This is a genomic window from Myroides odoratus (assembly GCF_001549985.1).
In the GTDB taxonomy this organism is placed as follows: Bacteria; Bacteroidota; Bacteroidia; order Flavobacteriales; family Flavobacteriaceae; genus Flavobacterium; species Flavobacterium odoratum_A.
In genome coordinates this window covers 506,265-528,379 of record NZ_LROZ01000001.1, presented here as the reverse complement: position 1 = coordinate 528,379, position 22,115 = coordinate 506,265, and the positions used below count along the sequence as shown (strand labels likewise).

The 22,115-nt window shown below is 37.5% G+C and carries 16 protein-coding genes, 3 tRNA genes and 1 riboswitch; of the genes, 9 read left to right on the top strand and 10 right to left on the bottom strand.

What is annotated here, in order from left to right; translation table 11 throughout:
• Window positions 1-79 precede the first annotated feature (79 nt).
• The 9 genes from thrA to AWV75_RS02340 all read right to left on the bottom strand — a co-directional run bounded on the left by thrA (window position 80) and on the right by AWV75_RS02340 (window position 9,575).
• On the bottom strand, window positions 80-2,482 hold the full coding sequence (thrA, locus tag AWV75_RS02380) for a bifunctional aspartate kinase/homoserine dehydrogenase I (RefSeq protein ID WP_060872836.1): 2,403 nt from the start codon (window positions 2,480-2,482) through the stop codon (window positions 80-82).
• Window positions 2,483-2,494: 12 nt separating this feature from the next.
• Window positions 2,495-3,460 (bottom strand): alpha/beta fold hydrolase, encoded by a 966-nt coding sequence (locus AWV75_RS02375; protein ID WP_060872835.1) that lies wholly within the window; start codon window positions 3,458-3,460, stop codon window positions 2,495-2,497.
• Between the two features lie 32 nt (window positions 3,461-3,492).
• Window positions 3,493-4,770 carry an O-acetylhomoserine aminocarboxypropyltransferase/cysteine synthase family protein gene (locus AWV75_RS02370; RefSeq protein ID WP_060872834.1) on the bottom strand — a complete coding sequence of 426 codons (1,278 nt, stop codon included), beginning with the start codon at window positions 4,768-4,770 and terminating at the stop codon, window positions 3,493-3,495.
• Window positions 4,771-5,078: 308 nt separating this feature from the next.
• The gene (locus tag AWV75_RS02365) at window positions 5,079-5,786 is read right to left on the bottom strand and encodes a tRNA1(Val) (adenine(37)-N6)-methyltransferase (RefSeq protein ID WP_060872833.1); all 708 of its coding nucleotides are present in this window, start codon (window positions 5,784-5,786) and stop codon (window positions 5,079-5,081) included.
• 82 nt (window positions 5,787-5,868) lie between these two features.
• A complete protein-coding gene (locus AWV75_RS02360; RefSeq protein ID WP_060872832.1) occupies window positions 5,869-6,798 on the bottom strand; it encodes a hypothetical protein in 930 nt (309 codons plus the stop codon).
• 86 nt (window positions 6,799-6,884) lie between these two features.
• On the bottom strand, window positions 6,885-7,415 hold the full coding sequence (locus tag AWV75_RS02355) for an adenylate kinase (RefSeq protein ID WP_060872831.1): 531 nt from the start codon (window positions 7,413-7,415) through the stop codon (window positions 6,885-6,887).
• A gap of 221 nt (window positions 7,416-7,636) precedes the next feature.
• A complete protein-coding gene (locus AWV75_RS02350; protein ID WP_060872830.1) occupies window positions 7,637-8,332 on the bottom strand; it encodes a DUF1003 domain-containing protein in 696 nt (231 codons plus the stop codon).
• A 178-nt stretch (window positions 8,333-8,510) separates the two neighbouring features.
• Window positions 8,511-9,041: a ribosome maturation factor RimM gene (rimM, locus tag AWV75_RS02345; protein ID WP_060872829.1), complete on the bottom strand. Its 531-nt coding sequence runs from the start codon at window positions 9,039-9,041 to the stop codon at window positions 8,511-8,513.
• Between the two features lie 12 nt (window positions 9,042-9,053).
• A complete protein-coding gene (locus AWV75_RS02340) occupies window positions 9,054-9,575 on the bottom strand; it encodes a 30S ribosomal protein S16 (RefSeq protein WP_060872828.1) in 522 nt (173 codons plus the stop codon).
• A gap of 491 nt (window positions 9,576-10,066) precedes the next feature.
• On the opposite strand from AWV75_RS02340, the gene AWV75_RS02335 reads away from it, so the two are divergent.
• Together AWV75_RS02335 and dnaE are read left to right on the top strand one after the other, a co-directional pair.
• Window positions 10,067-10,663: a DUF6252 family protein gene (locus tag AWV75_RS02335; RefSeq protein ID WP_060872827.1), complete on the top strand. Its 597-nt coding sequence runs from the start codon at window positions 10,067-10,069 to the stop codon at window positions 10,661-10,663.
• A 117-nt stretch (window positions 10,664-10,780) separates the two neighbouring features.
• Window positions 10,781-15,316, top strand: coding sequence for a DNA polymerase III subunit alpha (gene dnaE / locus AWV75_RS02330; RefSeq protein ID WP_060872826.1), 4,536 nt, complete (start codon window positions 10,781-10,783; stop codon window positions 15,314-15,316).
• Window positions 15,317-15,410: 94 nt separating this feature from the next.
• On the opposite strand, the gene AWV75_RS02325 is transcribed toward dnaE, so the two are convergent.
• On the bottom strand, window positions 15,411-15,941 hold the full coding sequence (locus tag AWV75_RS02325; RefSeq protein WP_060872825.1) for a MepB family protein: 531 nt from the start codon (window positions 15,939-15,941) through the stop codon (window positions 15,411-15,413).
• Window positions 15,942-16,098: 157 nt separating this feature from the next.
• On the opposite strand from AWV75_RS02325, the gene trxA reads away from it, so the two are divergent.
• From trxA to AWV75_RS02290, 7 genes are all read left to right on the top strand, one after another.
• On the top strand, window positions 16,099-16,416 hold the full coding sequence (gene trxA, locus AWV75_RS02320; RefSeq protein WP_002989433.1) for a thioredoxin: 318 nt from the start codon (window positions 16,099-16,101) through the stop codon (window positions 16,414-16,416).
• A 397-nt stretch (window positions 16,417-16,813) separates the two neighbouring features.
• Window positions 16,814-16,887 (top strand) — tRNA-Asp (locus tag AWV75_RS02315).
• A gap of 114 nt (window positions 16,888-17,001) precedes the next feature.
• A tRNA-Asp gene (locus AWV75_RS02310) sits at window positions 17,002-17,075 on the top strand.
• 114 nt (window positions 17,076-17,189) lie between these two features.
• A tRNA-Asp gene (locus AWV75_RS02305) sits at window positions 17,190-17,266 on the top strand.
• Between the two features lie 337 nt (window positions 17,267-17,603).
• Window positions 17,604-17,783, top strand: a riboswitch (cobalamin riboswitch).
• Between the two features lie 101 nt (window positions 17,784-17,884).
• Window positions 17,885-19,957 (top strand): TonB-dependent receptor, encoded by a 2,073-nt coding sequence (locus AWV75_RS02300; protein ID WP_060872824.1) that lies wholly within the window; start codon window positions 17,885-17,887, stop codon window positions 19,955-19,957.
• Window positions 19,958-19,961: 4 nt separating this feature from the next.
• Window positions 19,962-21,095, top strand: a complete 1,134-nt coding sequence (locus tag AWV75_RS02295) for a YncE family protein (protein ID WP_060872823.1) — start codon at window positions 19,962-19,964, stop codon at window positions 21,093-21,095.
• A 77-nt stretch (window positions 21,096-21,172) separates the two neighbouring features.
• Entirely contained in the window at window positions 21,173-22,114 is a 942-nt protein-coding gene (locus tag AWV75_RS02290) for a PKD domain-containing protein (protein ID WP_197429541.1), read from the top strand.
• Window position 22,115: the final 1 nt, after the last annotated feature.

Here is a 22,115-nt window from a genome sequence, read left to right as displayed (position 1 = left end):
TAAACAACCACCAGGAAAGGGGAAGGAACCAAATACTTTCCATGGTTAACTATAAAATAAGAATAAATAGATTTCGTTTTTATTTATCTGCCAAGCGAAGAATATCTCCAAATACCCCTCTTGCTGTGACAGATGCACCTGCACCTGCACCTTGAATAATGATGGGGTTTTCACCATAACTTTCGGTATAGATTTCAAATAAACTGTCGGATCCCTGTAATTGCCCCAAAGCAGAATGAAGGGGAACTGCGATTAGTTTGGTTTCTAAAATACCTTTGTCTTGTTGTAAATCACCAGATAATTCCCCCACATAGCGCAATACTGTATCAGGTTGTAATGCCTGTTTTATTTTTTCAAAATGAGGATTCAATTGTTCTAATTGCGAAAGAAAAGTTGGTGTATCGATGGATTGTAATTCCAATGGGATTAGATTCTCAATTTTAATTTCTTCTAATTCATTTTGTAAATCTAGTTCTCGTGCTAAGATTAATAATTTGCGCCCAACGTCATTTCCTGATAAATCTTCTCGAGGATCAGGTTCTGTATATCCTTTCGCAATCGCTTCTTGTAAAACCGTGCTAAAGGGTTGATCTTGAACGGAATATTGATTGAAGATATAACTTAGACTACCTGAAAATATCCCTTTGATTTTCGTGATATTTTCTCCGGATAGATGGAGGAGTTTAATAGTGTCAATTAAAGGTAATCCCGCTCCAACATTGGTTTCGTATAAATATTCTTTGTGATTGGCTTTTAACTCTTTTCGCAAGGCCTTGTAAAAGGTATAGGAAACGGTATTGGCGATTTTGTTGGATGAAATTAAATCAAAACCCTGTTGAACCAAGGGAATATAGTTTTCAATAAACACCTGAGAAGCCGTATTATCGATAGCGATGAGGTTTTCTAAATGATGATTTTTTGCAAAGGAAATGACATCTTCTATCGTATAGGAAACCCCTTGTTGTGCTAACTCTTGACGCCAATTGGTTGAGATTCCCGTTTCAGATAACCACACTTTTTTAGAATTTCCAATAGCGAAAATATGAAGGGTTATATTTTTCTTAGCAGCAATTGCTGCGGCAGAAGCTAAGACTTGATCGATCAAGGTACCCCCTACAAGCCCGTGACCAAAAATAGCCAGGTTGATTGTTTTATTGATACCAAAAATTTGACCGTGAATTACATGCAGGGCTTTTTTCGCATCTTCTTGACGAACCACTAAACTGATGTTTTTGCCAGTCACTGTATTGTGAAAGAGTAGGGGCGTGATTTTATTTTTGACCAAGGCTGTATACGGTTTGTCAAAAGTGGTGAGATCCTGGCCAATGATAGACAGAATAGCAACGTCAGGTAAGAAGTGAATGGTATCAACATCTTTGGTTTGAAATTCCACTTGAAATTCTTTCTGTAACACTTCGACAGCACGTGTAGCTTTCTTTTGTTCAACAGTAAAACCCAGTCCACGTTCTGAAGAACCCTGCGAAATAATACCCACACTAATGCCAGCTTGAGCTAAGGCAGTAAAAATACGGGCATCAATACCAACAATCCCCAATAAACCACGTCCTTCTAGCTGAATCAACGCAATATCCGATTGAACGGAAATCGATTTGATTCCTGTTGGTGTAGGGCGTGAAGAAATAAGGGTTCCTGTATTTTTCGGGTTTAAGGTATTTAAAATGCGAAGTGGGATATTGCGCTCTACCAAAGGAAGAATCGTCTTGGCATGAAGGATAGAAGCCCCAAAGTGTGCTAATTCATTGGCATCATCAAAATGTAACTCGTCAATCTTTTGTGCATTTTTAACCCAATCCGGATTTGCGGTATAAATCCCATTGACATGGGTGTAATTTTGTAGTTCTTTCGCTTCCAAGAAATTGGCCAATAATGCTGCAGAATAATTACTGCCATTGCGACCTAAAGTTGTGGTATCTCCTTTTTCTGTACTACCTATAAAACCCGTCACCACAGCAAGGGCTTGCGGAGGGAATTCCTTGAAATAGATGGAAGTTCTGGCTTTAGAAAGCTCTTCTTGTACTTGAGCTTGACCAAAGACTGAATCAGTAACAAAAAAATGACGACTGTCCACAGCAACAGCTGTTATCCCTTGCTGAAGTAAGTGATGGGTCAATACTTTACTCGAAATAAGCTCGCCTTGTGCTAAAACCAAATCTTTAATTTTAAGGCTGTAATCTTCGAGTAGTGAAACACCTTCGTATAATTTTTGTAACAGCGTAAATTCCTCCTTTAAATCAATACCACGATGGTAGTTTTTTGCTTGAAAATCGAGAAAAGGGGTGAGGTAATCAGCTTGATGTTTAGCTAAATCCAAGATTGCTTCTAAAACATCTGTAGTATCGCCAATAGCAGAAACTACAACAGCAATTGTATCTTGTTTCGTTTTGTCTTTTATAATTTGAATGACATGGTCGAAAGCTTGCCCTGAGGCAAGGGATTTTCCTCCAAACTTTAGAATTTTCATAGTTGTATGGATTTAAAAAAGAGGTTGTAATAAGGTTTGTAACTGTTGATATTCCATGAGAAAAGCATCGTGACCGTGTATGGATTGTATCTGTTTATATTGGATATCAGCACCATAAGCGTATAGTTTACAATAGGTTTCTCGTTGTTCTTTGGATGTAAACATTCCATCACTATCCACTGTTATCATCGTAATCTGCGAGCTGGTTCTTAAGGCAAATTGCTTGATTTGTTCTTCCGTCAGCGTGTTGCCGATGGTTTGGAGCAAGTGATTCATCAGTTGATAAGCTGCTAATTGAAAGCGCTTTTGCAAAGCATGACCGTGATAGGTCAACCACTGTTCAACAGGATGAATTTGATTCGTGCTTGGCTGGTCTCGAGTAAATTTCTGATTAATCGATTCTGGCGTTCGATAGAGCAGCATGGCGTGTTTGCGTGCATCTTCCAAGGGTTGGTTGGAGTGATTGAGAATGGCTTCTTGTACCACAACCTGACCAATCAACCAATCCGATGCTTGTAAATTAGTCGCAATGGGAATCAAGTGGAGGATGGCTTCTGGACGCTGTAAAGCCATTTCCCAAGCAATACTGCCACCTAAGCTCCCACCGATGACCGCATACAGTTGGGGAACTTGAAGAAAATGCAGCCCCTTCCAAAATATATCCGCCACAACAGCAGTCGTAAATGAAGTATAATTGGGGAGTAACTGCTCCGGTTGGTTTCCATAACCATTGCCTGGAATATTAAAGGCCAAAACAGTATATCGATTTAAATCAATCACTTGATCATAACCTACCACTTGGTTCCACCACCCTTGTTCTCCTGTGACTGTACTGTTCCCTGTTAAAGCGTGATTAACCAAAACAACAGGAGCTTGATGCAAGGGTTGACCAAAGATCTCATAGTTCAAGTACAAGGTTTGTACGGTTTGATCGGGTAAGGGGTAATCCGTAAGTTGAATGGTGTGTAAGTGATTCATGATGAAAATAAACCGTAAAGGCGAAATATTAATTATACTAAGGTTTTAAAAACACGAGCTAAATCTTGCTTTAAATCTTCTATAGCTTCAATTCCGACAGAAAGACGAACTAAATCAGGGGTAACACCTGTTGCCTTTTGCTCTTGTACAGTTAATTGTTGATGCGTCGTAGAAGCAGGGTGAATGATGAGTGACTTCGTATCTCCTATATTAGCTACTAAAGAAAAAAGTTGAGTTTCATTGGCAACTGTTTTGGCAGCTTCAAATCCTTTTTTCAATCCAAAAGTAAGGACACCACTTTGCCCTTCAGGTAAATAAGTTTGAGCTAGTTTATGATATGGACTTGAGGGTAATCCTGGATAGTTCACCCAAGCTACTGCATCTTGTTTGGTTAACCATTCGGCTAACGCTAACGCATTTTCACTGTGTTTTTTTAGGCGAATAGCTAAGGTTTCTAGGCCTTGGATAATTTGAAAAGCATTAAATGGACTTAAAGCAGCCCCTAAATCGCGTAAGCCTTCTAAGCGTATTTTGCCAATAAAAGCAGCTTTTCCAAGAGCTTCATGGTAGATTAATCCGTGATAACCTGCTGCGGGTTCTGTAAATTCAGGAAATTTTCCATTGCTCCAATCGAAAGTTCCTGCATCAATAATAGCACCACCTAAAGTCGTACCATTACCTGAAATATATTTGGTTAAGGAATGAATAACAATATTTGCTCCATGTTCAATAGGTCGGAGCAAAGCAGGAGAGGGAACTGTATTATCCACGATAAAAGGAATATGATGGGCTTGAGCAATTTGAGCAACGCCTTTTAAATCAATCACATCTAACTTGGGATTACCGAGACTCTCTACAAAAATAGCTTTGGTATTTTGTTGGATATTCTGACTGAAATTTGCTAAGTCAGTTGGATCAACAAACGTAGTGTGAATGCCTAGACGCGGTAAGGTCACATTGAGTAAATTATACGTCCCTCCATATAAACTGCTCGATGCCACAAGGTGATCTCCAGCTTTTAATAACGTTAATAGGGTTGTGCTAATAGCCGAAGCGCCTGAAGCAGTGACAACCGCACCGATTCCACCTTCAAGTGTAGCTAAGCGCTGTTCTAAAATATCATTGGTCGGATTGTTTAATCGGGTATAGATAAACGCTGGAATGGATAGATTAAAAGCTCCTGCTGCATGATCTGCATTGTCAAATACATAAGAAGAAGTTTGATAAATAGGAACAGCTCTTGATCCTGCGGTTTGATTAACTTGATGTCCAGCGTGTAAAGCTTGGGTTGAAAAATGAAAATTGCTCATAAAAATTGGTATTAAGGAATGGAAAAAATGAAACAAAAAAAAAGCCCCATCGGCAGACCGATGAGACTTCAACTAATTTATCCTATTACAAAAGAGGTTAACTTGCTGACTTTCGGCCATGACGGGATATGAACATCATCATGTTCATATTCATTGGCATCATCATTTGGTTAACTTTTAAAATCATGGTTTGTTTTTTTTAATGCATCAAGGTCAAAAAGATGATTTCTTTAGTTTCCTTTTTTAACTTGATTGCAGAGCAAATTTCTGTAAAATATTTTGAATAGCAGTTATAAAAACTTGTAATACTATAATTTTAGATAAAAATTCTGTACAAGGGTAGTGAACTCAGGGGTGTAACAGTGTCTTTTTTCTTCAATTACCAGTTCATTTAGAGGAATTTTCTCTATGCGTTCTCTTGAAAAGGCAAGTAAACTGCGTTTGACCTCACTTGTAGGTGTTCCTTTTACACGTGTAACCTGTAGAGGGTAAATCTCAAACTCCGCTGCGAGATACATGATGCGTTCTTCTTCTTTAGTAGGAACGATGATGCTAAATACTCCTTTTTCGGATAAAAAATATTCTACGGCCTCAAGGAGTAAATCAAAAGGCAGCGAATCTTGAAAACGCGCTTGGTCTCTTTTTGCATCTTGGGTACGGTAGTCTTCACTATAAAAAGGAGGATTGGAAACAATTAAATCGTATTCTTCATCCATTCCATTGGCAAAATCTTCTAAACTTGCATGGTAGCAGAATAAACGATCTCCCCAGGGGCTATTTTCAAAATTTTCAGTGGCTTGTACGTGGGCGTCTGCATCAATTTCAACCGCATCAATTTGCTCTGCATCTGTGCGTTGTGCAAGCATCAAGGCAATTAACCCTGTGCCTGTGCCAATGTCTAAAATCTTGGTCGGATAGTGGTCAACGGGTGTCCAAGCACCTAAAAGTACGCCATCTGTACCTACTTTCATGGCACATTGATCTTGCTGTATCGTGAATTGTTTAAATTGAAACATAGGGATAAGTATAATTTTGAAAGTCAAAAGTACAAAAAATGCTACTGCATCTTGCAGTAGCATTTCGATCTATCGTGTGAAATTAACCTTTAATTTTAACAGCAGGTGTGATACTCGGACCTTTTTTTACTAAGCTTGCTAAAAACAAAGTAGCTACAAGACAAAAGACGGTGGATAGAAACAAAGGTAAACGCGTATATTCTATAAATACTTCTTTTAATAGTAAGACATGAAATGATTCACGTAAGGAGTAACCTGCAGCATTTAGTTCTATTAGGAAGACAATGAGGTTAGCGAGGAGAACCGTTGTAAAATTTGTAATAGAAAGAAAAAGTAATGTTTTTGAACCTTTTTTTCCATTGAATTTAATATAGCCTAAATATCCTAATACAGCGATTACTGACGCTAAAGCAGAATAGATAGTATTAAAATAATAAGCAACAATAATCCACATGATAATTCCTGGAATAGAAAAAAGTAATGCTCCAATAACTCCTTTGCTATAAGTTGAATTCATTTTTCTTTCATCACTTTCATGGCGATAAAATCGCTTTTTAAAGTCACTCGTGCAAAGCGCACAGAGTTGAACACCTTTTTCATTTAAATTGTAGAAGTTACTCGTGCCTGATTCTTTACAGTTTTGACAATAATCGGAAATAGGTAAATCAATACGCGTATACAAATCAGTTAAGAAATCAAGAAGGGCATAGATTGTTTTTATTTTGGTTAAAGCTAGATGTTCGTTGAAAGTGAATACAATGGTATTATTTTGAAAGGCGTAGGTTGAGAATTTCAAAGCCTGTTTATTTGCTATTAGTGTTTGTTCAACAAAGTTACGTTGGTCCTCTGAAATTAAAGTTATATCAGAAATAACGAATTTAGAAGAGGGTGTTGCTAATAAATTCGCATCGCCAATTTGAAAAAGGTAATTTTTATATAAACCAAATACAAGTTGGTTTGTTGCAAACCAGTCTTGCTGTTTTGCTATTTTTTTAGCTTTAGGGAATAACATAGATTAGTGAGGTTGATTATTGGCTATAAATATAATGTGTTTTATTCATTATGCTATTTTTTTGAAGGAAGAGATAGCGCGTAAAATTAAAATGTCCAATTTTTATAATACTGCATCAAAGCATTAAAAGACTTAATTCGTATAAAAGGAACACCACTTTGCTCAATTAATTGTTGGTATTTGACTTTGTTTTTGGGAACAGTAAATAAAATGTGTTTGAGCATCTTGAAGTTGAATTGCTGACGTGCTCCTTCAAGATTTCCTGCCCGGTTTTTATTGTTTTGAAGACTTCGTTTGATAAAGCGATAAGCAGACCCCCAGCGCGAGAAATCCAACCATATAATCGTGGTTGCTTGTTGAAAGCGTTCAGGCATTAAATAGCTGTAATTGCCCTCTATAACCCATTGTTCATGCTGAGCTAAAAACGCTTGATGATCAATGCGCAGAAGTGCGCGATCTCGCGGCTGCCAGTTGGTATTAGGAATATGAGCAATTTGATCCAAATGGCAAACCGCTATATGTAGGTGCTTACCTAAGTGTTGCGCTAAGGTTGATTTTCCAGCAGCACTGTTGCCTATAATGCAAATGCGCAATCCTAAGGTAGAGAGAGAATTCATGGTTGTTGAGGGTTTATCTCATCTAGTTTATATGTTGTTTTTGTATTTGATGAATCTACGTTTCGCTTCGATTTGGTGAGATTTGCAATTCACACGGTTTGTTTAAATTTTTCTTTTATAAGAAAATTACGCTTTGTAAAAGATAGTCTCATCAAAAGACAAAAAAGCAACCAACAAAGCACAAAGAGCAAAGAGCAAAGAGCAAAGAACGAACAACAAAGTTATTCTTTCTTTCGGAGTTCCTTCATTAAATCCTCCAAATAATCCACTTGCACTTCTTGAATCTCTAGTAATTTTTTGTTTTGATGAACCAATAAATGATCTATTTTTTCGCTGAGTAATTTGATTTCTAATTCCGCTTTGAGGTTGATTTTATAATCGTGTTCCCCTCGTTGACGATCTTTTTGCTCCTGTCTATTCTGGCTCATCATGATAATAGGAGCTTGGATAGCAGCTAGACAAGACAGAATCAGATTGAGTAATATAAAAGGATAAGGGTCAAATGGCTCGGTTGTCAATACCCAGATATTAATAACCATCCAAATAATGAGGAAGGTAAAGAACGTAATGATAAAGGTCCAACTTCCCCCGAAAGCAGCTACCTTATCTGCAATCTTCTGACCAAGTGTTAGTTTGGTTTCAATCTCATCCTGGATATTTTCAGATAATATTGCATTGTTCTGTATCGCATTCATTACATCTCGATCCAACAGGGCTAATTCCCCTTTTTCCTGCATCATTAATTCGGTCAGATATAAACGTCTGTATCGGTTGAGTTCACTCAACGTGATAAAATCTTCCTTCGTAATTGCAGGGTAATCTCGCTGAATGAGTTCAAAAATCCCTTTTCTAATATCTTTGGCTCGAATGTCTTCGCCTAGATTAATGGTCGTTTTACTTATGGCGCTGATCTTCATCTTTTTTCTATTAAATGTAGAGATTTTTTTGTGAAATGGCGGAATTGTTTTTTGGAGAGGGTGAGTTGGAGAGGTGGAGAGGTGGAGAGAGGGTGAGGTGGTGAGGCATTTCATCGCTTCAAAAAAAGCCCCAAAAGAAATTTCTTTTAGGGCTTTTTTTAAATTATCAACGATACAATTAATTCTCTAAATATAAATCTACTAAACCAGCAGGAATATGGAGGATTAATTTTTTGTTTTCGCGATCAACTTGTTCGATGAATTGATCAATCATTGGAACTAAAATTTGAGTTCCGTTGTGGTCAATTTCGAATAGGACTTGGTAATTGCTATCATTAATACGAATCAAAGTTCCTACAGAACCGAGGGTTGTATCAATTACTTCAAAACCTTCCACTTCGTGATAGTAAAATTTATTTCCTTCCAATGGAGGTAATAAATTCAAGGGCAAATATAATTCCGAACCAATAATACGGTCTGCATCCTCTTCGGATTGACAGTCTTCAAATTTGACTCTTAAGAAATCATTTTTGTGCAAAAAAGCGGCTTCAATAAAAAAAGGAACCAGTTGTCCGTTAAAGTCAACGAACACTGATTCCAAATTTTCGTATAACTCAGGTTCGTCTGTATCTAAATAGACCAAAACTTCTCCCTTGAAGCTAAATTTTTTTGCGACTTTGCCTAAATAGAAACAATCTTGTTTACGCATATCGCTCAGAAATTATGCTTGAGTTTCTTCGTTGTTTTCTTCAGCTACTTCTTCTGTTTCTGCAGGTGCAGATTCAGCAGCAACTTTAGCAACTTGAGCAGCAGCACGTTTAGCATTTGCTTCTTTTTCAGCAGCAAGCTTTTGAGCTTTCTCATTCGCTTTAGAAGATGATAAACCATCTTTTTTAGCGTTGATTTTGTTTGCTTTCTCTTCTAACCAAGCAGTGAATTTAGCATCTGCTTGCTCTTGAGTTAAAGCACCTTTGTTCACTCCACCTTGTAAGTGGTGTTTCAATAAAGCACCTTTGTAAGAAAGTAATGTTCTAGCAGTATCTGTTGGTTGTGCACCGTTGAATAACCATTTAACAGCTGAATCAACATTGATTTCAACAGTTGCAGGGTTAGTGTTTGGATTGTAAGTACCGATTTTCTCTAAGTATTTACCATCTCTTTTAGCGCGTGAATCAGCAGCTACTACCCAGTAAAAAGGTTTTCCTTTTTTACCGTGTCTTTGTAATCTAATTTTTACAGACATAATAATTTGTTTTGTTTGAGGTACCCGACCTCGGTTAAAAATTTGCGCAAAGATACTAACTTTTTTAATGCAACACTGTAATTAATTGTAAAAATATGTCTTTTAATCTCCTTGATTCTAAGTGGATTATCATTGATAACCTGAAACGATGGACTCTTTTCGGGGTGGGATATTTATATTTAATGAAAAATGGAGGCCCTGTTTGTTTAAGAAATCGGGAGTTGAAGTTGGAGTGGGAATAGGTAGAAAAGGGAAAAAAGTATTCAATTAAAAAAATCTAAAGAGAAAAGAGGGTATAAGGCTTAAAAATTGTATTTTTCTCAATAGAAATTAATTCTCAGTGGCACATGAAGCGGCATTGAAAATTTATTTTAAGGAAACGGAAAAATAAGTTCTTTTTCAAAGTTAAAGTTTTATTAAAAAAATTTTTTTATGAACAATAAAAAATATATTTTTGCGATGTATATATATCACTAATAGATTAGTATAATATGAGAAAGATAATAGGAATGTTCGCGTTAGTTTTGGGGTTCATGGCATGTGAAAGTGATGTTAAATTTTCAGATCCAGGAATGTATGCATCAATGACTCTTGATGCAATCACTGATTCAACGAGAATAAATGGTAATCCCTATAGTCATTATACGGAATACAAACCACAAACGTTTAAAGCATTTGTAGTGAATGAGAAAACGTTGAACATAGAAGCTAAAACGGATTCTACTACTTTGAGAATCTATTTGCCAGATTATGAATTTGGGGCAAAATATGAATTTAACGCAACAGATAATATCAAAGCCGATTATATCGTATATGATGATTATAAAAATACAGCGTCAATGTACTCTACGGATGCATTGAGCTTAATTACAAACAAACCAGTGAATCGCCCAGGGTATATTATTTTAGATCCTGCTGATAAACAAGTGCCAGGAACTATTTCTGGAACTTTTGTAATTAACATGAATGCTAGTATTTTACCAGATGACGAGTTGAATGATAAAAACAAAGTAATCAAGCGTTATGTGGATAGAAAAACATTTGATAGTGGAGTATTCTTTAGAATTCCACTAGGAAAAGGAGAATAAAGATTTGTGAAATTAATGATATTGAGAAAAGCTGCTTATTAACTAAGCAGCTTTTTTTGTACCTTTGAAATTGTTACAAATCTCCCTGTTTTTGGGTTAATATTCTATAAATCAAGTATGTATTTAATTTTTGATACGGAAACTACTGGGCTTCCGAAGAGTTGGTCGGCTCCCTTAACGGATACGGATAACTGGCCGCGATGTGTACAAATCGCGTGGCAGTTACACGACGATATGGGACGACTTGTTGAACATCAAGATTACCTAATCAAGCCGAAAGGGTTTAATATCCCCTATGATTCTGAGCGTATTCACGGAATTTCTACGGAATTAGCAGAAGAGCAAGGGATTGACTTAGAAGAAGCATTAGCCAAATTCAATATTGCGCTTTCCAAAGCTCGTTTTATTGTTGGTCAAAACATTGGTTTTGATGTGAATATTATGGGATGTGAATTCTATCGTATGGGGGTGGATAGCCAATTGACAACAATGGCTGTATTAGATACGTGTACAGAGGTTACTGCAGAAATGTTGAAATTACCTGGTGGACGTGGAGGGCGATATAAATTGCCTACCCTAACGGAATTACACACTTATCTATTTGGAGAAGCTTTCGCAGAAGCGCATAATGCAACAGCCGACGTGGAAGCAACAACACGTTGTTTTCTTGAATTGATTAAACGCGAAACGTTTTCTAAGGATGAATTACAATGTGATGAGACGTATATTCAACGTTATACCGCTTTCAATCCACAGCCTTTTCAACCTGTTGGATTAAAACATATCAACCTAAAGAAAGCATCTGATGAAATCAGAGCACGTCTGGCAAAATTACAAGGAAGTGCTACAGAAGCAATTTCTACGGAGGAACGTCAACAGTTTCAAAATGCTCGATTTGCTCATTTGCATGTGCATACGCAGTTTTCGGTATTACAATCGACAATTGGGATTCCCAATCTAGTTAAAAAAGCAGGAGAAATGAAGTTGTCTGCCATCGCAATGACAGACCACGGAAATATGATGGGCGCGTTTCACTTTGTTATGGCAGTAAATAACCACAATAAAGGAATTCAAGCGCAGAATAAAGAGCGATTAGAAAATGGGGAAGAGGCTTTGCCTTTGCTGACTCCTATTGTAGGTTGTGAATTTTTTATCAATGAAAACCACTTAGATCGAACTAAAAAAGACAATGGATACCAAGTGGTACTCTTGGCTAAAAATAAAAAGGGATACCATAATTTGGCTAAAATGGCCTCTATTGCGTATACCGATGGGTTCTACTATGTGCCGCGTATTGACAAGCAGGTCGTAGAGCAATACAAAGAAGATGTAATCGTATTGACGGGGAACTTATTTGGAGAAATACCAGGAAAGATATTAAACGTAGGAGAACGTCAGGCAGAAGAAGCTTTGCTTTGGTGGAAAGAACAATTTGGCGATGACCTATATGTTGAATTGATGCGCCACGGTCAAGAAGATGAAAATCGCGTGAATCAAGTGTTAATCGAGCTAGCTCGTAAACACAATATTAAAATGGTGGCGACTAACAATGCCTATTATTTAGATAAAAAAGACGCCAATGCACACGATATTTTGCTGTGTGTGAAAGATGGTGAGAAACAAAGTACGCCAATTGGAAGAGGACGCGGGTATCGTTATGGATTACCTAACCAGGAATACTATTTCAAGTCAGAAGAAGAAATGAAAAAATTGTTTGAGGATGTTCCTGAAGCAATTTACAACATACAAGAAATTGTCGATAAAGTAGAACCTTTTGTTTTACACCGCGATGTATTACTTCCTAAATTCGATATTCCAGAGGAGTTTCAGGATGCTCGAGATTTAGAAGGGGATGGATCAGGAAAAAGAGGGGAAAACAATTACTTAAAATATTTAACCTATGAAGGGGCTAAACGCCGTTATCCTGAAGTAACAGAGGAAATACGCGAGCGTTTAGACTTTGAATTAGCAACCATTGAGCGTACTGGATATCCAGGGTACTTCTTAATTGTACAGGATTTCATTGCTGCGGCTCGTCAAATGGGGGTTTCCGTTGGGCCCGGTCGTGGATCTGCTGCAGGTTCTGCGGTAGCCTATTGCTTGGGAATTACCAACTTAGATCCCATTGAATATGACTTGCTTTTTGAGCGTTTCTTGAACCCAGATCGTGTATCCATGCCCGATATTGATATTGACTTTGATGATGAAGGACGTAGCAAGGTAATGGATTATGTCATTGATAAATACGGATCCAATCAAGTTGCGCAAATTATTACCTATGGTAAAATGGCAACTAAGTCTGCAATCCGAGATACAGCTCGTGTATTGGATTTGCCTTTGTTTGAGGCCGATCGTATTGCGAAGTTGATTCCAGGAATGATGCCTTCCAAGTGGAATTTAGCTCGTTTCTTGTCGGAAGGAGAGGATGCGATTAAAGGCGTATTGAGAAGTGAGGAGTTTGATAAAGTAAAAGAGCTAATCGCGTTGGCTAAAGAAGATTCTTTAGCTGCAGAAACGATTCAGCAAGCGAAGATATTAGAAGGATCCATGCGAAACACGGGGATTCATGCTTGTGGGGTGATTATTACTCCTGATGATATTACCAAATTCGTACCTGTAACGGTAGCAAAAGATTCTGACCTATATGTTACGCAGTTTGATAACTCTGTAGCAGAGAGCGCAGGGTTATTGAAAATGGACTTCTTGGGGTTGAAAACCCTAACCCTTATTAAAGATACCATCAAATTAGTGAAGTATAGAACGGGAATTGAAATTGATCCCGATTTGATTCCGATTGATGATGAAAAGACGTATGAATTGTTCCAGCGTGGAGAAACGATTGGGGTATTCCAGTACGAGTCCGCGGGAATGCAGAAATACATGCGCGAGTTAAAACCAACGGTATTTGCGGATTTAATTGCCATGAATGCCTTATATCGCCCAGGACCTTTGGAGTATATTCCTTCGTTTATTCGCCGTAAAAATGGAGAAGAACCCATTGTATACGATTTAGATGCTTGTGAAGAATACTTACAAGAGACCTATGGAATTACTGTATACCAAGAGCAGGTAATGCTTTTGTCACAAAAATTAGCTGACTTTACGAAAGGTGAGGCTGACGTTTTGCGTAAGGCAATGGGTAAAAAGCAGAAAGATGTACTGGATAAAATGAAGCCTCAATTTGTGGATCAAGCGGCAAAAAAAGGACATGATCCTGTGGTATTAGAAAAGATTTGGAAAGACTGGGAAGCATTTGCTTCGTATGCCTTCAATAAATCGCACTCGACATGTTATGCTTGGATTGCGTATCAAACGGCCTATTTGAAAGCGCATTACCCTGCAGAATATATGGCTGCCGTACTATCAAATAATATGAATGACATCAAGCAAGTAACGTTCTTCATGGAAGAATGTAAGCGCATGGGACTTCACGTATTAGGACCAGATGTAAATGAGTCGTTTTATAAATTCACGGTAAATGATGAATATGCGATTCGATTTGGAATGGGGGCAGTCAAGGGAGTTGGACAAGGAGCGGTGAAAACGATTGTGGATAATCGAGCAAATGCTCGTTATCGCTCTATTTTTGATTTAGCGAAGAAAATTGACTTGAGAGCAGCGAATAAAAAAGCATTTGAAAACTTAGCATTGGCTGGTGGTTTTGACTGTTTTGAGAATACACATCGCGCACAATATTTCTATACAGATCCATCAGATCCGAATACTTTCTTGGAAAAAGCTATCAAATATGGAGCGAAGACACAAGAAAGTGAAAATTCAGCACAAGTGAGTTTATTTGGCGATAGTAGTGAAGTACAGATTCCAGAACCGATGTTGCCTGCTTGTGAAGAGTGGAGTACGATGGAAAAGCTAGCAAAAGAAAAAGAAGTCGTTGGGATCTATATTTCTGGACATCCCTTGGATGATTTCCGTTTTGAGTTGAAAAATTTCTGTAATGTTCGAGTGGAGGAATTGGTGCGTTTGGAAAACTTTACAGGACGTGTTGTTAGTTTTGGAGGAATGATTAGCGATGTTCAGTTTCGAACTTCAGCAAAAGGAAAAGATTGGGCAGCCTTTACAATTGAGGGATATGATGAGTCTTTTGAATTCCGTTTGTTCAATGAAGACTTCTTGAAATTTAGGCACTTTCTGTTGACTAATACGTTTGTATTTGTTCGCGTGCAAGTGAATGAAGGATGGATTCGCAAGGATACGGGTGAACGTGGAGAGCCTCGTTTGCAATTTATGGAGATGAAATTATTACATGAGGTGATTCCTGCTTTTGCGAAACAATTAGTTGTGCAAATGAATATTAAGGAGCTGAGCGAAACTAAACTCAATGAGATTAAGGCCACGCTAGATAAATATATGGGGGATAAGCAGGTTTTCTTTGATATTTTTGAAGTGGAGAAAGTAGAGTTGGAAGACGAAAACAAACCAATGCCTGTTATTAATATGACGATGAATGAAGAAGGGGAAATGTTGGATGATATGGAAGATGGAGAAGGAGCTTCTTTTGAATTAGAAGATAAAAGAGAAGAATTCAGAATTGTAAATCGCATTGAGATGTCAAGTCGAAATAGCCGCATTACGATTAGTGCAGATCTGTTAGAAGAATTAGAACGTCAACAGGTCATGTTTAAATTGAATTAAATAGATGTATTTAGTCATAGAAAACCGCCTTACTTCAACCAGAAGTAGGGCGGTTTTTATTTTTATCTAAGCGGTTGTAGCAGGGATGACTTTTTTATTTCTTGGCGTTGATACTTTGATTTAGTATTCGCTGAATTTTCACTGTGTTACCATGGGTGTGTTGTGGGTCATCCCCAGCAGAGAGTAGAATAAAATAGTTTTCTTGCCATTGCTGCGTTTTTTGCGCTTGTTTACTCGTTGGATAATCCCAAGTGGGATATACGCGAAAACCGCGCTTCCCTTCTTGTTTAGGTGTAGTTAGAATACCCTTTTCTCCCAAAATGGACTTGGGAAAAATAAAACAGCCGACTTGATTTGATGCTTCCGTCAGTATAATATAAAAATCAAAAGGATCTGAAAGAGAAAAGGGGGTTGTGATGCCCTCAGCATTCCGTTTCCATACCGTTACAAATTGACCGATTTTTTTAGGTGTTATCTTAGCTTTTCTAAACTTAATGGTGAAAACATCTAGTAAACAGGTAAATCCACAGTATTCTTCGCATTCGATATCTCTTGTTTGCGGAGTGAAATTCATTCCTGTGTGTTGTAGAAAAAAATCTTCCAGTTGTTGTAACTCCTTTTGCATATTAATTCTATAAGTAGGTACAAATATCGGTATAATTCCGCTTGAGTATTTAAGGAATTAGCTTTGTATATTTTGAAATAGATAAAATTGATTAAAAAGGATGAGGTAAGTATAATTATTTTAGTAGTTTTGTCTTATAACGTAAAAAAGTATTACCATGGCATTAGAAATAACAGACGCTACATTTGAAGAAGTAGTATTAAAATCAGACAAACCAGTTTTAGTAGATTTTTGGGCAGTATGGTGTGGACCATGTAAAATGTTAGCTCCAGTTGTATCTGAATTAAGCGCAGATTTCGAAGGAAAAGCAGTAATCGGAAAAGTGGATGTTGATAACAACCAAGAATTCGCTTCAAAATATGGAATCCGCAACATTCCTACTGTATTAGTATTCAAAAATGGAGAAGTTGTAGGGCGTCAAGTAGGAGTAGCTCCTAAAAAAGCATACGAAGACTTAATCAATGAAGCTTTATAAGAAGCTTTTTTCGATTAAAAAGATAAAAAAACAGCAGTAAATTTCGATTTGCTGCTGTTTTTTTTTGCTCTATTTTGTTTTTGAAGCACAAGAAAGGATAAATTTTAGTCTCAAAAAGAATACGAAAGAGAGGAAGGATGGAAAAAAAACGACAAAAAAGAGTAGAAAAAATCAAGCTGTAGTCATTAGGACGACAAAAGAAGAAGGAATTATTTCTTCAAAATGAAGGAAGATTCAAAAATGAGGAAAAAAAAGTTCATTTTTTTCATGCTTTTATAGTGCTGAAACTCAGGTGGCTTCTGGTTTTGGTAAAAAAAAGTTTGATTTTTTTTGTCGTAGGATTTGGAAGTGTAGAAAATGGTCGTATATTTGCACCGCATTACAGCAATAAAGACAAGGTTTGGTAGTTCAGTTGGTTAGAATACATGCCTGTCACGCATGGGGTCGCGGGTTCGAGTCCCGTCCAGACCGCAAAACTCAAGAGCAATTTTGAGTCAGCGAAAAAGACGAAGAAAAGAATAATTTTCTTTGTAGTTTTTAAAAAAAGTCTATCTTTGTCGCTGTAATGATTTTATGGTTAATACTGGTTTGGTAGTTCAGTTGGTTAGAATACATGCCTGTCACGCATGGGGTCGCGGGTTCGAGTCCCGTCCAGACCGCAAAACTCAAGAGCAATTTTGAGTCAGCGAAAAAGACGAAGAAAAGAATAATTTTCTTTGTAGTTTTTAAAAAAAGTCTATCTTTGTCGCTGTAATGATTTTATGGTTAATACTGGTTTGGTAGTTCAGTTGGTTAGAATACATGCCTGTCACGCATGGGGTCGCGGGTTCGAGTCCCGTCCAGACCGCCAGTAAAAAAGAAGCCTCTCATTTCGTGGGAGGCTTTTTTTGCCCTCTAATAATCACTGGATTATTAGATTGTAAAATTTAGTTGTGTTGTTAAGTGCGCAAGCACTAGGTTTAGTAGTTAGACCAATGAAAAGCTTTCCTGAAATTCACGGAGAGCTTTTTTGTTTTTATACGTACTGGAGACAGAAGGTGAGAAAATGGAAATGATGGACTAGATCAAACAACAACGTCTTTTTTAGATTCACTGTAAACCGTAAACCGTAAACTGTCCACCGTTCACCGTAAACCATAACCTGTCCGCCATTTCTCTTATCCCATCTCCCTTCACTTTTTACTATATTTGCACATCACTAAAATGGTTTATCTGAAAAGATAATGAAAAGGGAATGGAGTGAAAATCTCCAACAGGCCCGCTGCTGTAAGCTCACTGGTTTAACAAGCCTAGTTGTCCACTGTTGTAAAATGGGAAGGACCTTGTTAAGAGTAAGTCAGAATACCTGCCATTTTAGGTTTTGTTTAATATTTTCGATGCCAAAATAGTAAACGCTATCTACATACCCTTTATGTACTACATAGGGGGCATCTGTACCATGCGTTTGTGTGCGAAATGATTCATATTTATGCGAGTACAGTATTTGTTTTTCTTAGTGGGAAGTGTATGGTTTTTTGGAGGGCCTAGTGGATATGCGCAACAAACCCAAGATTCACTTAGAGCATTGAAGGAAATCATAGTAGTTAAAGAGCGAACAAGCGATATTATACTCCCCCAAACATTAGAAGGAGAGCAATTACGCCGTTTAAATGGCACTGACGTTGCTGATGCCTTGCGTTATTTAGCCGGAGTAAAGATGAAAGACTATGGCGGTATGGGAGGGATGAAAACAGTTGATGTGCGTCATATGGGAACCCACCAAGTCGGTGTTTTTTACAATGGAATTCAATTGGGCAATGCCCAAAATGGAGTGGTTGATTTAGGCAAGTTTTCCTTGGATGATGTTGAAGCGATTCAATTGTATAACGGACAAAGAAGCGCACCCTTACAAGCTGCTAAAGAATACGCATCTGCCTCAGCCATTTATATTCAAACCAAACGCCCTATTTTTAAAGCACAAGAGAAAATACACACGCAGCTTCAATATAAGTTAGGGTCTATTCAATGGACCAATCCTTCTGCTCGTGTAGCAATGAAAGTCAGTGATCACGTCAGTACAAGCATCAGTGCAGCTTATTTATATTCCAATGGCAATTATAAATTTAGGCAGAAGCGATTTAATCTGGATGGGACGGTTGCTTATGATACGACAGCGGTTCGAAAAAATAGCGGTATTGAATCCTTTCGTTTAGAAAATAATTGGTTTGGGCAAAATGAGGTCAATACCTGGCAGGTTAATTTGTATTACTATCAATCCCATCGAGGATTGCCAGAAGCAATAATCAAAAAAAGCGATATCACCCTTGCAACGGAGCAAAACAACGAAAAACAAAACGATAAAAATGTGATGGTGCAAGGGGAGTGGAAACGCGTGGTATCTCCTTTGTATCAATGGATGATAAAAGGGAAGTTTGCCTATGATCAACTACATTATCAATCGAGAAAAACAGTAGATTTTCAAGGAGAGGAAGTAACGTATAATCCTCAATTTGATAATACCTACCATCAACAAGAATGGTATGTGTCTGCTTCTCATTTATTTACACTAGCCCCCTTTTGGAATGTTTCGTTAGCAACAGATGTACAGTATAATAAACTAAATGCAACGCGATTAGGACAAGAAGCACCATTTACTTATCCAGAGCGCTATACTTTTTATACAGTGCTCTCAACAAGTGTGGATGTAGGTCGATTGAAAGCCCAAGCAAACCTTTTAGGCACTTTTACAGCGGAAAAAGTACAGTATAACTATCAAGCGCCGAATCGCTCTTTATTTACACCATCTGTTTTTTTGCGTTATAAACCTTGGGATAGGTCAAATTTTACGGTACATGCGTTTTACAAACAGCTGTATCGACTGCCTACGTTTAATGATTTGTATTACACCCAGCTTGGAACATCCCATTTAAAACCAGAGCATTCCCGTCAACTTAATGTAGGATTCACTCATCAAGTGGCGATTAAAAGCAAGCTGCTGAAAGAAGTTCACCTGACAGTAGATGCATACTACGCACAAGTAAAAGACAAAATAATTGCGTCTCCTACTTCCAGTATGATGCGTTGGATGATGTCTAATTTAGGAAAAGTGGAACAGTATGGAGTAGAAAGCCAAATCAAAACACATTGGGAGTTGATGCAAGGAATGACAGCTCAATTGGGAGCAACGTATGAATATACAATTGCCCACGATTTAAGCTTGATGCCTTCGGGTAAACCTTCTTTTTATGGAGACCAAATTCCGTATACTCCTTGGCATTCTGGATCCGCCATTTTCGGATTGGATTATTACAATTGGCAGTTAAATTATAGTTTTATTTATGTAGGAAAGCGTTACAATGGCAATAAAAATAATATAACACGTAATGAATTGCAACCGTGGTATACCCATGATTTAAGTGTACAAAGACAGTTGGAATGGAGAAATAAAACCATTCAGATTCGAGCGGAGGCCAATAATTTAGCCAATCAATATTATGAAGTAGTGACCAATTTTCCCATGCCTGGAAGAAATTTTCGTTTAACCCTACGTGTAGCCTTATAAGTATATGAGAAAAATTAGCTATATCCTGTTGATCGTAAGTTTGTTAGTAAGTAGTTGTCGCAAGGACGAATTGATTTTTGTTTCCGATCGTTCAGTAGTTTCTATCCCTGTACAATTAGAAGATATTCAAGGATTTTATCTTCTAAATGAAGGAAATATGGGAATGAATCGGGCGACTATTGATTGGTTTGATTATGAAACAGGAGTTTATACGCGCGATATTTTTGCTGAACGCAATCCTGCGATTCCTCGTGAATTAGGAGATGTAGGAAATGACCTTAAAATTTATGGAACCAAAGCATATGCAACGATTAATGCTTCTAATTTCATTGAGGTTTTTGATGTAGCAACAGGCAAACACATCAAGCAAATTCACGTGCCTAATTGTCGGTATTTAGCTTTTGCTGATGGAAAAGTCTATGTGAGTTCTTTTTCAGGAAAAATAGAAACCAATCCCAATGCAGAAATTGGTTTTGTAGCGGAGATTGATACGATTGCCTTGCAAGTGAGACGAAAAGTAGAAGTGGGGTATCAACCCGAAGAGATCGTAATTCACGGCAGTAAGCTGTATGTCGCTAATTCTGGAGGTTATCGAGAACCACAGTATGATACGACCGTTTCCGTTGTTGATTTACAAACGTTTACGGAGATAAAAAAAATAGAAGTAGCGCCCAACTTACATCGCATGCAAGTAGATCATAAGGGAGGCATCTATGTCAGTTCACGTGGGAACTACCAGGATATTCCCCCTAATTTGTATGTTATTGATTCAGCAGTGGATGAAGTCAAACAAAAATTGAATATTCCCGTTTCAAATATGACTATCGATGAAGATAAACTATACTATTATGCCAGTGCATATCAAACCAATACCAATACAAATGAAGTATCCTTTGGGATATTAGATACCAATACAAAACAAATCATACGTTCCTCTTTAAGTACAGATGGTACAGAAAAACAGATACTAATGCCTTATGGAATAGCAGTAAATCCGGAAACCAAAGAAATCTTTGTAACTGATGCGCAAGATTATATAGGGAATGGCTATATTTACTGTTTTTCTTCGAGAGGGGAATTAAAATGGAAAACAAGGGCAGGGAATATTCCCGCACATCTTGCATTTACAAACAAGTAAAGGGCAATGACAATTGCCCCATAATAGGAGCAATTGCTTGGTCAATGATTATCCATCCAGCAATTCATCAGAAGAAAATGAAAAAAAGAAGAATAGGAATATTTAGTTTATTGGGAATACCCCTATTGGGGGTAATAAGCTGTTCCAGTGATCATGATTCAAAGGAAGAACCGAAGCAATACAAAGCAACCATTACTTGTGTTTTGGAGTATGCACCTGCATTTGGACAATTCGTCAATGAATTGCCGCGATATGAAGTAGGCGATACAGCAGAAATTATGCGCGTAAAAGCAGAAAAGGCCTTAATTAATAATGAGGTTATCTCGTTGGGTGGATTTGGAGGCTATGTTGTTTTTGGTTTTGATCATACCATTGAAAATATTACCGGAAAAAGAGATTTTAAAGTTTTAGGTAATGCCTTCGTTCATAATGCAGAACCTGGGGTTATTTTAGTCGCCTATGACAAAAATAAAAATGGTGTTCCTGATGAGGAGGAATGGTATGAAATTGCAGGAAGTGAACATGGGAATAGCAAGACAATTAAAGAGTATAGCATTACCTATTATAAACCCTCCAAAGAGCATGATGCAGCTGATACAGCATTAGATCATTATATTCGATGGACGGATAATCAAGGAAATGAAGGATGGAAAACCAAAAATAAATTTCACCAACAAAGCTATTATCCGCAATGGATAGAAGCAGAATCGATTACATTTCAAGGTACTTTATTACCCAATAATGCGGTACAAGTAGGTCAAACAGCAACGAGTTGGCAGTTGCAACCTTTTGCTTGGGGGTATGCAGATAATTATCCCAACCGTCAAGAAGGAGCTGCTATCGATATTGATTGGGCTGTAGACCAAGGAGGAAACAAAGTATACTTACCTGGAATTGATTTTGTAAAAGTATATACAGGATTAAATCAAGAAGCAGGTTGGTTAGGAGAAACCTCAACTGAAGTCGCTGGAGCGATTGATTTACATCTAGAAGGAACATCAATACAAACACTTAAATAAA